Here is an 11886-nt window from a genome sequence, read left to right as displayed (position 1 = left end):
CCTACAGGGAAGGCTGGACTCCGAAAGCCACTGCGAGCTTCATGATCTTCTCGGCACGGCCCAAACGCGGGAGATCGGAACCGTCGCGGATGACACGTCCGTTGGCTTCGAAGTCGTTCATGAAGTCCGTGGCCCAGGCGACGTCTGACGGGGTGGGGCTGATGACTTCGTTGATGACCGTGGTCTGGTCAATGGCCAGGCACAGCTTGCCGGTCATGCCCATGGTCACGGTGATGCCGGTCTGCTCGCGCAGGATCGGGTGGTTGGTTCCCACGGTGGGTCCGTCGATGGGGCCCGGCAGGTTACCGACGCGGCTGGCGACAACCAGCTTGGCGCGAGGGTAGGCCATGGCCTCCGGCGTGGCCGCCATGCCGGTGTCGCGGCGGAAGTCGCCGGAACCGAAGGCGAGGCGGAAGGCGCCTTGCGCACGGGCGATGTGGTTGGCTTCCTCGATGCCGAGGGCCGATTCAACCAGGGCCACGACGGGGGTCTTGCCATCCATGCGGTGGTACGACTCAGTGACCTGGTCAGCGGACTCGGTCTTGGCGAGCATGACACCCAGAAGTCCGGGCGTGCCACGCAGGCCGGCGAGGTCGTCGGCCCAGAACGGGCTGGTGGCGTCGTTGATCCGGACCCATGCCTGTCCACCTGCGGTCAGCCAGTTCACCACGTTCTCGCGGGCGGCATCCTTCTGGGAGGGGTCTACGGCGTCTTCGATGTCGAGGATGATCGCGTCTGCCCGCGAACCCGCAGATTCTTCAAAAAGCTCCGTTTTCATGGCATTGACAAGAAGCCAGGAACGGGCGATATCGGCAGGAATGTTGCGGGTAGGCCGAACGGACTCGGCGGCGATGCTAGACGTCATGTATCTACCGTATCCGGCCAGCGTGCCGCGAGGCGAAGAATTTCGCCCGGTTGTGAGGATCAATACGAACTAAACCCCATATGACTGTGGGGTCCCGCAGTATGAACGCCCGACGGCGATACCCGCCAGTCACACGGCGCCCACCAGACGTTGTTGTTCACAGGGCTCAACGCAGCGTCTTGTGTCCCCCGGTTGCCGGGAATTGCCCTGGATTTCCTCCCGTGTCGGGCTGTTTCGCAGCGTTTCCAGGCGTTACCCGATCGCTTCCCACCCGGCGTCGAAATGGGCTTTCATCGTTCCCAAGCCGTTGCACGGGTTTCCAAACTCCTGCATCGGCCGACCACCCAACACCCCCCATCATCTGAAAGTAGCTCCCATGAAACTGCATCTGCCCCTCCTGAGCGTCGCGGCCGCCGTCGTACTAGCGCTGACGGTGTCCGGCTGCGGCGGTGCAGCCGAAGCCGGACAAGCCAACCAAGCAGGCAACGAGGTCAAGGAACTCCGCTACCAGGGCTCAGCGAACAACGTGACCTTCCCCGAACTCGCAGCGGACCTGGGCTACCTGGGCGACCTGAAACTGAACTGGGTTGGCAACACCACCAGCGGCCCGCAGGACATCCAGTCGGCTGCGACCAACCAGACCGACTTCGGCGGCGCCTTCTCCGGTGCGGTGGTGAAGCTGATCGAGGCCGGAGCGCCCGTGAAGGGCGTCGTCAACTACTACGGCTCGGACGACAAGAACTTCAGCGGCTACTACGTCAAGGCAGACAGCGACATCAAAGGCCCGAAGGACCTGATCGGCAAGAAGATTGCGGTCAACACCCTCGGCGCCCACCACGAGGCAGTCATCAACACGTGGCTGACCAAGAACGGACTGAGCCAGGACGAAATCAAGCAGGTCCAGCTTGTCCCGCTGGCACCGAACGACACCGAGGAAGCGATCCGCCGCGGCCAGGTCGATGCCGGAACGCTCGGCGGGATCCTGCAGGACCATGCCGTTGAAGCTGGCGGACTGCGGTCCCTCTTCAGCGATGTCCAATTGTTTGGATCGTTTGCCGGCGGGCAGATCGTGCTCCGCAACGACTTCATCGAGAAGAACCCCAACACCACCCGCACCTTCACCACAGGCGTGGCCAAGGCCATCAAGTGGGCCACGGAAACGCCGCGCGCAGAAGTGATCGCCCGCTTCACCAAGATCATCGAAAGCCGCGGCCGTAACGAAAGCACAGCCAACCTGAAGTTCTGGAAGAGCCCGGGCGTTCCGGACGCAGGCGTGATCAAGGACGAGGACTTCACCCGCTGGGAGGCCTGGCTCAAGTCCTCGGGCATCCTCAAGGGCGACCTGGCGCCGTCCAAGTACTACACCAACGACTTCAACGACCTCGCGAAGAAGGGATAGCCATGACGGCGAAAATCAGCTTGCGCAACGTCACCAAAGAATTCACGGTCCGCGCCACCAAGACTGCTGCGGCCACCCGGTTGACCGCCATCGATGGGCTCAGCCTCGACGTCCGCGACGGCGAATTCCTCACCCTGGTGGGACCCAGCGGCTCCGGCAAGACCACGCTCCTGGACCTGCTTGCCGGCTTATCCTCCCCGACGTCCGGCGAAGTCCTGGTGGACGGCAAAACAGTTACCGGTCCGGGAAAGGACAGGGCCGTGGTGTTCCAGCAGTACGCCTTGTTTCCGTGGCGGACGGCGTCAGCCAATGTGTCGATCGGCCTTGAGGGGGCGGGTCCGGACGGGAAGAAGCTGAATCGCCGGGAACGTGCGGCAAAAGCCAAGGAGTACTTGGCGTTGGTAGGCCTTGCCGGCTTCGAGGACCGCTACCCGCATGAACTCTCCGGCGGAATGAAGCAGCGGGTTGCCATCGCCCGCAGCCTGGCCTACGAGCCGGACGTGCTTCTCATGGATGAGCCGTTCGCCGCACTGGACGCCCAGACCCGTGAGCAGTTGCAGGACGAACTTCTCCGGATCTGGAAGGCCACCGGCAAGACGATCGTGTTCATCACCCACGGCATCGACGAGGCCGTTTACCTCGGCGAGCGCGTTGCCGTGCTGAGCGCGCGCCCGGGGCGGCTCAAGGAGATCGTGGACATCAACATCCCGGACCGTGAAGGCGACGAAGACATCCGTTCCAACCCTGCCTTTGTTGAGCACCGGCACCAGGTCTGGACCCTGCTGCACGACGAAGTCCGCCGGGCACAGGACGCCGGGCACCGCAAGATCCTCCCGGATGGCAGCGCACCGGACGAACCTGTGACCACCACTATTGAAAGGACCGCGGCCTGATGACCACCACCTTGGCACATCCAGAAACCGCAACCTCCGCGGCTGGCGCACGTACCGCCGTCGAACCTTCCGTGACGGCAGCCGCCGGAGAGGGTACGACGTCGGCACCCGGCATTCAGATGAGGCCCAGCGCCGCGGCGTAGGTGGCAGCCAGCGTCTTGTTCGGCGCGTCGAACTTCTTCTGGATGTTCTTGTGGTGGAAGTTCACCGTGCTCTCGGAAATGCTCAGGATGATGGCGATTTCCCCGGAGCTCTTGCCGTCGGCGGTCCATTGCAGGATCTCGCGTTCGCGATGGCTCAGGCAGACCGGGTTGGACATCAGCATCGGATGCTCCAGGTCGGTCAGCTTCTGGGTCAGCAACTCGATCATGCAACGCAGCCGCAGGCGGATTTCCTCGCGCTCGAAGCTGGAGATGTTCTGCTGGTCGCGCGCCACGGAAAGCACGCTGAGCAAATTGTTCGGCGCGCGGATCGGCAGGGTCGCGCCGACACAGAGGCCCCAATCGCGAGCCTCGTTCCAGAGCATCCGGCTCTGGTCGAACAGGCTGTCGCTCCAGACCACCATTTCCGAGGAGCGCAGGCCGTTGAGGATCGCCGGATCCACGGCCCCGTAGTTCTGCATCTGGTATCGCTCCAGCCAGGCCTTGGGATAGGTGCCATGGACCTCGGTCTTCGGCCGGGTGAAGGGAATCGTGTGGCGCACGCCATAGGCGTAGTAATCGAAGCCCAGGCGCCGCACTTCCTTTTCCAGGACGGCGAACACGCCCTGGCTGTCGTGGATCGGCTGCATCTCGCTACGCAAACCGTCCCACCACAGCAAAAAGCCTCCGTCATTCCTCATAGTGCGTCGTGTCGCCGCGGTGCTTGGTTCAGCCGTGTGGAAGTCCGCGGCGGTCCTGGCGTTCCTGGCGCTGTGGGAGTTGGGGCCCACGTACTTGGCGATTCCCTCCACCCGGGTGTTCCTGCCGCCGCTGCACGAAGTGCTCCTGGCCTGGGGCAAGCTCTTCGAATCCGGCACCATCCAGGGCCACATCGCGGCCAGCCTCACGCGCTCCGTTGCGGGCTTCGGTGCCGCGCTGGTGGCGGGTGTCTCGCTGGGTTTGCTCATTGCCTGGTACGGGCGGCTGAACTCGGTCCTGAACCCGCTCCTGGAGCTGTTCCGCAACACGGCGGCCCTGGCGCTCCTGCCTGTGTTCACGCTGTTGCTGGGCATCGGCGAGGAATCCAAGATCAGCATCGTGGCCTACGCGGCCTTCTTCCCGGTGCTGCTGAACACCATCGCCGGGGTGAAGACCGTGGATCCGCTCCTGATCAGGGCAGCGCGTTCCTTGGGACTCAACAGCTTCCGGCTCTTCCAGAAAGTCATCCTGCCCTCCGCGGTGCCCACGATCTTCACGGGCATCCGCATGGCCGGTACCGCATCCATCCTGGTGCTGATCGCCGCCGAAATGGTGGGCGCGAAGGCTGGCCTGGGCTACCTGATTGTCAATGCGCAGAGCAGCTTCCTGATCCCGGACATGTACGCGGGCATCCTCACGGTGTCCTTGCTGGGCCTCGGTGTGAACTTCCTGCTGGTGGCCTTGGAACGGCACTTCTCCCGGTGGCGGACCGCCGTCGGTTCTGCAGCCTCCTGAATTTTTACCCGTGGCGACCCAGCCACACACATCACAGAAACGAAAAGGAAAAACAATGACAGTCATTACCGAAACCAAACTCGAGTTCGCCAAGCTCGGCTCCCGCATCGGTGCCGAAATCCGTGGGCTGGACATCAGCGGAGACCTCAGCGAGGAAACCGTGGCGCAGATCAGGGCAGCCCTCAACGAGCACAAGGCGCTGGTGTTCCGCGAGGCCAACATCCTCACGGATGAGGCCCAGGTGAAGTTTGCTTCCCACTTCGGACCACTGACCAAAGCCCACCCGACCGTGGCTTCGGTGGAAGGGGAAGAGAACGTCCTGCCCGTTGACAGTGAAAACGGCTCGGCCAACAACTGGCACACGGACGTCACGTTCGTGGTGAACCCGCCGCAGGCATCCACCCTGCGCAGCATCGACCTTCCGGCCTACGGCGGAGAGACGCTGATTGCCTCCTCGGCCGGGGCTTACCAGGACCTGCCCGAGGAACTGCGCACCTTTGCGGACAGCCTGTGGGCCATCCACACGAACGACTACGACTACTCGGTGCCCAAGAACCTGGAGCACTCCAACGCCGAGGAACGTCGCAAGGAGTTCACCCGGCTGAAGTTCGAGACCGCCCACCCCGTGGTGCGGGTCCACCCATTGACCGGCGAGCGCGGATTGTTCATTGGGGGCTTCGCGCAACGGCTTCGCATTGTGGGCCTGTCCAACACCGAGTCCAAGGACATCATCCGCCTGCTTCAGGCGTATGTGACGCGACCGGAAAATGTGGTCCGCGTGAACTGGGAGCCCAACCAGGTGGTTCTGTTCGACAACCGCATCACCCAGCACTACGCACCGGACAACTACGATGGCCAGCCGCGCAAGCTCAACCGCGTGACCATCGCCGGCGACATCCCGGTCAGCATCGACGGAAAGCCCAGCCAGGCGATCCAGGGTGACTCCAGCACGTACTCCGTGGTCGCTCCGGCCAGCCCTGTCTCGTAACCATGTGTTGCTGTAAGCACCCAACTGAGTCGCAGCTGAACGCGTTTTGAGAGGTCATAACGCACACAGCTGCGACTCAGTTGGGTTAAAACCAGCGTTACGGGATGTTGTTTCCCCTCGCCGACACCCATAGTCCGTACCACTCGGCACGGGACATGCCGGCGGCCACGGAGGCGGCATCAGCGCATGCCTGAATACGTGCGGGGTTAGTGGTCCCTACAACAGGCGAGATCCCGGCCGGGTGCTTCATCAGCCAGCCCAGCAGCACTGATTCGGGCGTGGTGTTCTTCTCAGCCGCCAACTGTGCAAGCTTGTCTGCAGTTGCCGATTCGGCCGGCGAAAGCTCCGCAGACTGCGCCCCCGTAAAACGGCCTTGGGCCAGGGACCCGTACGCCTGAAGTTCCACCCCATTAGCCACGCAGTACTCGACGGTCCCGTGCGGAAAGCTGTAGCCCCGGCCTTCCGGATGGTTTACCAGCACGGTGCTCTCCACCCAGTCCCGCCGCAGCAGGCTCATTTCCAATTGGTTCGCCACGATGGGTGTCTCCAACTCGTCCTGGAGGAAGGCAATCTGCGCGCCGGACATGTTGGACACCCCCAACTGCCGCACCTTTCCTTCTGCCATCAACTGCCCGACGGCGGCCGCCACCTCATGCGGGTCCATCAGGGGATCGGGCCGGTGCAGGAGCAACAGGTCCACGTAATCCGTTTGAAGGCGTTTCAGGCTCCCGTTGACCCGTTCAAGGATGGCTTCCCGGCTGAGGTCGTAGTGCGTATCCAACCCCCGCTCCCCCAGCCTGATCCCGCACTTGGTCTGCAACTTGATATTTTCGCGCAGGCCCTGCGAACGGGCGAGGACCTCCCCAAAAACTGCCTCGGACTTGCCGCTGCGGTAGATGTCCGCATGATCGAACAGCTCAACGCCAATCCCGCGCGCGGCGTCGATCACTGCAGCGGCCTGGTCGATCTCCGCAGCTCCGTAGGACGTACCGTCCCACGAACCGCCAAGTCCCATGCAGCCGTATATAAGGCGTCCACGCCCGTTCGCCATAGCGTCAGTACTCCCCTACGCCTTGCTGACAACCCAGGCAGTGGTGTCCGACGGCAGTTTGCCCTCTTCCAATGGTCCGCTGGAGACCACGACGTCGCCCTCAGGAAGATCAACGGGATCACTGCCGAAGTTGGTCAGCGTGTGCCACCCTCCGGGACGGCTGAAGTGCAGCACATCCGGGTTGCCGGTCTCCACCCATTCGAGTTCCTCATCGGCCTGGAGTTCGCTTCGCAGGTGCAGCGCCTTCCGGTACAGCTCAAGCGTGGAACCCTCAACGCCGTCCTGCTTGGCCACTGCGTACTCGGCAAACCACGCAGGCTGCGGAAGGTGCGCGCCGCCGGAGCCGAAACCGAACGATGGGCCCTCCGCTGTCCACGGCAGCGGGACACGGCACCCGTCACGGCCGATCTCCACTCCCGGGTTGCGGAAGAAGGACGGGTCCTGACGCTCGGAGTCGGGAATCTCCGTCACTTCGCGCAAGCCCAGCTCTTCACCCTGGTACAGGTACGCGGAGCCCGGCAGCGCAAGCAACAACAGCGTTGCGGCGCGGGCGCGACGCAAGCCAAGTTCGACGTCGAGCTCTTCAGCCGGCGCGCCGGCCAGAAGCCACCCCTTTCCGTCCTGGCCCTTGGGTTCGCTGCCGGTGATGTCTTGCGCGGCGTTGGTTCCCTGTGCCACTGAGCCGCCCTTCGGCAGCCCGTAGCGGGTGGCGTGGCGGACGACGTCGTGGTTGGAAAAGACCCACGTTGAAGACGCGCCGGATTCCTTGGCGTGGACCAGGTTGTCCGTGATGATCTTCCTGAAGGATGCGGCGTCGAAGTCGGACTGCAGCAGGTCGAAGTTGAACGCCTGGCCCAGTCCCTCAGGGCTGGCGTACCGGGCCCGGCGGGACTCGTGGACCCATGCCTCGGCAACGGCTGTCCGCGGCGGGTTGTATTCATTGAAGAGCTTGCGCCACTCGGCGTAGACCTCGTGCACCTCGTCACGGTCCCAGAAGGGGTGGGAGCCATCGGTGAAACCGTCGGTTCCGTGCGCCTTCTTCAGCAGGTCTGCCTTCATGGGCATCGGCTCGGACAGGTCCTTGGCCATGCCGTGGGCAACATCGATGCGGAAGCCGTCCACCCCGCGGTCGGACCAGAAACGCAGGGTCTTGAGGAAGTCTTCGCGGATTTCCGGGTTCTCCCAGTTGAAGTCAGGCTGTTCCTTGGCGAAGATGTGCATGTACCACTGTCCGGGAGTGCCGTCCGGCTCGGTGATGCGCTCCCAGATGGGTCCACCGAATACGGAGTCCCAGTCGGAGGGAGGAAGCTCACCGTTTTCGCCCTTGCCGTCACGGAAGATGTAGCGCTCGCGGGCGGCTGACCCCTTCGGCGAGGCCAGGGCCTCCTTGAACCATTCGTGACGGTCCGAAGAGTGGTTGGGCACGATGTCCACCACGATCTTGATTCCCGCGGCGTGCAGGGCTGCGGCCATCTCGTCGAAGTCTTCCAGGGTTCCCAGCTTGGGGTCCACATTGCGGTAGTCATCCACGTCGTAGCCGCCGTCAGCCAGGGCCGAGGGATAGAACGGGCTGAGCCAGACGGCATCGATTCCCAGTTCCTTCAAGTACGGGACCTTGGCTGTGATGCCCTTGATGTCGCCCAGCCCATCCCCGTTCGCGTCGTGGAAGCTGCGGGGATAGATCTGGTAGACCGCTGCTTGGCGCCACCAGTTCGGATCCGCCATGCGTCCGGCGTCGGTACGGTGTGCCTGCGTAGTGGGGGTGCTCACGAAACTCCTTTGATTTAGATTCTAAATTTAGATCCCGGACCAGTATGAAACGCTGGACACGGGAAGGTCAACAGTGGTCAGCCCTTGACTGCGCCCTGCGTGACGCCCGCCATGACCCACCTCTGGGTAAAGAGATACGCAACGATCGCGGGTGCCATGGCCATGAGGTAGGACGCGAAGGACACGTGGTAGTTGTTGCTGAATTGGGTCTGGAACAGGTTCTGCCGCACCGGGAGGGTCTGCAGGGCCGGATCGGAAATGATCAAGGACGGCATCATGAAGTCGTTCCAGGCATAGAGGAACGCAAAGATGCCAACCGTTGCGCTCATCGGCGCCAGCAGCGGAAAGATCAGCTTCCAGAACGTTTGCCACGTCGTAGCACCATCGATCCGGGCACTCTCTTCCAACTCCATGGGGATTGAACGGAGGAACGCGGTGAAGAGCAACACGCTGAAGCTCAGTTGGAACATGGTGGCGAGCAGGATGACGCCGAATGGATTGTCCAGACCCAGCCGGCCGGTGAGCTGGATTTGCGGCAGTGCAACCACAGGGAACGGGATGAACATGGCCGCGAGCAAGTAGAAGAACGAGTACCGGAACAGCTTGCGCTCCCAGTTACGCACTATCGCGTACGACGCGAACGCAGCCAGGATGATGGTTGCCACCACCGTGCCTGCCGTGACCAGCAGCGACATGGCAGCGCCGACGGGGAAGTTCGTCAACGTCCAGGCCTGGACGAAGCCGTCCAGGCTGAATGGCGCCGGGAAGGAGAACGCATTGCCGTCAACTGCCTGCCCCTGGGTCTTGAACGCCATGGAAACCGTGACGTACAGGGGAAGCAGGACAGTAACGGCGCACAGCAGGAGGATGGCGGTCCCCGACCAGTTGGCCCGCTCCGGCTTTACTCTTCCAGCGGAGCGGGAACGTCCGACGGCGGTGCTTGGTTTGGTTTGCCGGGCTTCGGTTTCGATGGTGGCTTGTTCGGTCATCAGAGGGCATTCCGTCCGCGGGTCAATGAGAGCTGTACAAGGGAAATCAGGATGGCGACAACGAAGAAGATCGTTGCGTTGGCCATCTGGTAGGCGTAGTCGCCGCCGTTGAAGCCGGCGATCACGGTCATTGCGATGCTTCGGGTGGAGGTTCCCGGGCCGCCCTTCGTCAGCCCGACAATGATGTCGTAGGCGTTCAGGAAGCCCTTGAACCCGAGAATGATGTTGATGACTACGTATCCGGCCACCAGCGGGAGGGTGATCTTAACGAGCTGCTGGAACTTGCTGGCGCCGTCGATGTCCGCTGCCTCGTAAACATCCCCGGGAACAGCGACCAGGCCCGCAATGTAGATGAGCAGGGCGCCGGGAACTGCCTGCCACGCGGTCACCAGCACGATGGCAATCCATGCCAGGTCCGGGTTGGCCAGCAGGCTGCTTTCCAGCCATGGAATCCCTGCTGCCGCCCCGGCCGCCGGCAGCGAATTGGAAAACAGGAAGTTGAAGACGTAGGCGATGATGATGCCGGAAACCACCATGGGGATGACGAAGACGGTGCGCAGCGCGGACTTCATCCGGATACGCGAGGTCAGGCCCACTGCCAGGAGGAAGGCCACGACGTTGACGGCGATTACCGTAACCAGCGAGAAACCGAAGGTGAAAAGGTAGCTCTGCAGGATCGCAGGATCACCAAAGATTGCAACATAGTTGGTGAGGCCAACGAACTTCCAGTCACCGATGCCAATGGAATCCGTGAAGCTGAAGAAGATACCGATGATGGCCGGGACGGTGATGGCAAGGGTGAACAAGAGAAGGCTGGGCAGAAGGAAGAGGTAGAAGATCGGTTCGACGGGACGCTTGCCGCGTTGCCGGGGAAGGCCCGTGCGGGAGGTGGTTTTGTTGGTGAGGATTGACATTTTTGGCTCCAGGGTCCGGCGCTACTGGCGAAACGCCAGGCGCGCCCAATCTGCGTCGAGGGTGCGGAGGGTGGATTCAGGTCCCGCGCCGAAGACGAGCGCCTGGGTGTAGTTCATGATCGGGATGGTCTTTGGCACCAGGACCGAGGGACCCTGATAGACCTTTCCCTGCTCGTAGTACCCGGCCATGCCCGCGATCCGCGGGTCCGGGACCACCGTGGAGTCCTTAGTTGGGGTAAACCCGAGCTGGGACTTGTTGTAGGCGTCCATCACTTCCGGCTTGTACAGATACTCAAGGAAGTCACGCGCGGCGTCCTTGTGCTTGGACGCCTCAGGAATCCACGCGGCGAGGTCCACGTTGACGCGGACGCGCAGGTCCTCCGGATTCTCGGTCATCGGCAACGGGAAAGTCCCGAGCTTGAGGTCCGGTGCGGTCTTGGCCACTTCGCTGAATGCCCAAGGCCCCTGCAGGTACATGGCCGCCTTGCCTTGTGAAAAGGCCAGGTTTCCGTCGCCATAGGCCCGGCTCGCTGCATCCTTATTGACGTAGTTCTTGGTCAACTGCAGCATCCTGGAAACCGGCTGGTCGAAGTCTTTCTGGAACGACACCGAGGAATCCGGACCGACGCCCGTCCCTTCATCGGCGAGCTTCTTGAAGAAGTCAAGGGTGTCCACTTGACCGCCAACGGAGTAGTCGAACCATCCCTGCGCGATGGTCCAGTCGTCCTTCCACGTGGCGTAGAACGGCGTCACGCCAGCGGCTTTCAATTTCTCGCAGGCGGCGATCAGCTGGCTCCAGGTTGTCGGGACCTCAATGTTGTTCGCAGCGAAGATGTCCTTGTTGTAGATCACGGAGGACGCCATCACCGAATAGGGAAGGGCACTGGTACGCCCTGGGTACTTGCCGTACTGGTCCATCAACGGCTGGAGGTCTTCCCTGATGCGGGAGGCAGCGTTGGTTCCGGAAAGATCGCTCAAAACCCCGCGCTGGACGAACCGGGACGATTCCATGTTGTAGTTGGCCAGTGCAATGTCCGGCGGGTTGCCTCGCACGAAGCTGGCTGAGACGACGTCGACGCCGGAGGTGTCCATGACAACCTCTGTCTTGTCCTGCGAAGCGTTGTAGTCGGCAACGAGTTTGCCCATGAAGCCGATGGCCTCACGCTTACTGAACGTGAACCGGATTGTTTCCTTGCCCGGTTCGCCCGTGCAACCCGAGAGGAGGCCTGCCAGCAGGGCCAGCCCCAGCCCCATCGCTGCCAGGCGTTTCTTGCGTGTCGATTGTGCAGACACCATAGTCCTTTCATCCTGCGGACCCCAACGGCCGCGTCACCATCAGAGGGCCAACCATCCTGCCCACCGAGTTTAGATAGGAGATAAATT

Annotated in this window: 12 protein-coding genes; 5 read left to right on the top strand and 7 right to left on the bottom strand. The window is 62.5% G+C overall.

Annotation, left to right across the window (positions count from 1 at the left end; all coding sequences use genetic code 11):
* Position 1: 1 nt before the first annotated feature.
* Complete coding sequence (locus ACNQOP_RS14545; protein ID WP_284986450.1) at positions 2-865, bottom strand: HpcH/HpaI aldolase/citrate lyase family protein; 864 nt, start codon at positions 863-865, stop codon at positions 2-4.
* 376 nt (positions 866-1241) lie between these two features.
* Between ACNQOP_RS14545 and ACNQOP_RS14540 the strand changes: the two genes are divergently transcribed.
* From ACNQOP_RS14540 to ACNQOP_RS14530, 3 genes are read left to right on the top strand one after another with little or no spacing between them, the layout of a single operon-like run.
* Entirely contained in the window at positions 1242-2264 is a 1023-nt protein-coding gene (locus tag ACNQOP_RS14540) for an ABC transporter substrate-binding protein (RefSeq protein WP_257370584.1), read from the top strand.
* 2 nt (positions 2265-2266) lie between these two features.
* The gene (locus tag ACNQOP_RS14535) at positions 2267-3157 is read left to right on the top strand and encodes an ABC transporter ATP-binding protein (protein ID WP_416404918.1); all 891 of its coding nucleotides are present in this window, start codon (positions 2267-2269) and stop codon (positions 3155-3157) included.
* The gene (locus tag ACNQOP_RS14530; RefSeq protein ID WP_416404917.1) at positions 3157-3300 is read left to right on the top strand and encodes a hypothetical protein; all 144 of its coding nucleotides are present in this window, start codon (positions 3157-3159) and stop codon (positions 3298-3300) included. Before ACNQOP_RS14535 ends, ACNQOP_RS14530 begins: the two co-directional genes overlap by 1 nt.
* Here the strand turns inward: ACNQOP_RS14530 and rhlR are convergent.
* A complete protein-coding gene (gene rhlR, locus ACNQOP_RS14525; protein WP_347063173.1) occupies positions 3273-3998 on the bottom strand; it encodes a transcriptional regulator RhlR in 726 nt (241 codons plus the stop codon). The genes ACNQOP_RS14530 and rhlR overlap by 28 nt on opposite strands.
* A 19-nt stretch (positions 3999-4017) precedes the next feature.
* Between rhlR and ACNQOP_RS14520 the strand changes: the two genes are divergently transcribed.
* The gene (locus tag ACNQOP_RS14520; RefSeq protein WP_416404916.1) at positions 4018-4791 is read left to right on the top strand and encodes an ABC transporter permease; all 774 of its coding nucleotides are present in this window, start codon (positions 4018-4020) and stop codon (positions 4789-4791) included.
* Positions 4792-4846: 55 nt separating this feature from the next.
* The gene (locus tag ACNQOP_RS14515; protein ID WP_284986447.1) at positions 4847-5779 is read left to right on the top strand and encodes a TauD/TfdA dioxygenase family protein; all 933 of its coding nucleotides are present in this window, start codon (positions 4847-4849) and stop codon (positions 5777-5779) included.
* 97 nt (positions 5780-5876) lie between these two features.
* Here the strand turns inward: ACNQOP_RS14515 and ACNQOP_RS14510 are convergent, their stop codons facing one another.
* The 5 genes from ACNQOP_RS14510 to ACNQOP_RS14490 all read right to left on the bottom strand — a co-directional run bounded on the left by ACNQOP_RS14510 (position 5877) and on the right by ACNQOP_RS14490 (position 11799).
* Positions 5877-6830 (bottom strand): aldo/keto reductase, encoded by a 954-nt coding sequence (locus ACNQOP_RS14510; protein ID WP_416404915.1) that lies wholly within the window; start codon positions 6828-6830, stop codon positions 5877-5879.
* Between the two features lie 15 nt (positions 6831-6845).
* Positions 6846-8600, bottom strand: a complete 1755-nt coding sequence (locus ACNQOP_RS14505; protein ID WP_416404914.1) for a glycoside hydrolase family 13 protein — start codon at positions 8598-8600, stop codon at positions 6846-6848.
* Between the two features lie 77 nt (positions 8601-8677).
* Positions 8678-9589 carry a carbohydrate ABC transporter permease gene (locus ACNQOP_RS14500; RefSeq protein ID WP_284986444.1) on the bottom strand — a complete coding sequence of 304 codons (912 nt, stop codon included), beginning with the start codon at positions 9587-9589 and terminating at the stop codon, positions 8678-8680.
* Entirely contained in the window at positions 9589-10503 is a 915-nt protein-coding gene (locus ACNQOP_RS14495) for a carbohydrate ABC transporter permease (RefSeq protein WP_416404913.1), read from the bottom strand. The genes ACNQOP_RS14500 and ACNQOP_RS14495 overlap by 1 nt, the downstream gene beginning before the upstream one ends.
* Positions 10504-10524: 21 nt before the next feature.
* Positions 10525-11799, bottom strand: coding sequence for an ABC transporter substrate-binding protein (locus ACNQOP_RS14490; protein WP_416404912.1), 1275 nt, complete (start codon positions 11797-11799; stop codon positions 10525-10527).
* Positions 11800-11886 lie beyond the last annotated feature (87 nt).

This window comes from Arthrobacter sp. LFS091 (assembly GCF_047977885.1).
GTDB lineage: Bacteria > Actinomycetota > Actinomycetes > Actinomycetales > Micrococcaceae > Arthrobacter.
Note: the sequence above shows the minus strand (reverse complement) of the source record. Positions and strands in the feature narration are given on the sequence as shown.

Excerpts from the sequence above, each read along its gene's own strand:
- rhlR (WP_347063173.1), bottom strand. The coding sequence starts at position 3,998 with ATGAGGAATGACGGAGGCTTTTTGCTGTGGTGGGACGGTTTGCGTAGC.
- ACNQOP_RS14510 (WP_416404915.1), bottom strand. The coding sequence starts at position 6,830 with ATGGCGAACGGGCGTGGACGCCTTATATACGGCTGCATGGGACTTGGC.
- ACNQOP_RS14515 (WP_284986447.1), top strand. The coding sequence starts at position 4,847 with ATGACAGTCATTACCGAAACCAAACTCGAGTTCGCCAAGCTCGGCTCC.
- ACNQOP_RS14545 (WP_284986450.1), bottom strand. The coding sequence starts at position 865 with ATGACGTCTAGCATCGCCGCCGAGTCCGTTCGGCCTACCCGCAACATT.
- ACNQOP_RS14535 (WP_416404918.1), top strand. The coding sequence starts at position 2,267 with ATGACGGCGAAAATCAGCTTGCGCAACGTCACCAAAGAATTCACGGTC.
- ACNQOP_RS14495 (WP_416404913.1), bottom strand. The coding sequence starts at position 10,503 with ATGTCAATCCTCACCAACAAAACCACCTCCCGCACGGGCCTTCCCCGG.
- ACNQOP_RS14540 (WP_257370584.1), top strand. The coding sequence starts at position 1,242 with ATGAAACTGCATCTGCCCCTCCTGAGCGTCGCGGCCGCCGTCGTACTA.
- ACNQOP_RS14490 (WP_416404912.1), bottom strand. The coding sequence starts at position 11,799 with ATGGTGTCTGCACAATCGACACGCAAGAAACGCCTGGCAGCGATGGGG.
- ACNQOP_RS14530 (WP_416404917.1), top strand. The coding sequence starts at position 3,157 with ATGACCACCACCTTGGCACATCCAGAAACCGCAACCTCCGCGGCTGGC.
- ACNQOP_RS14500 (WP_284986444.1), bottom strand. The coding sequence starts at position 9,589 with ATGACCGAACAAGCCACCATCGAAACCGAAGCCCGGCAAACCAAACCA.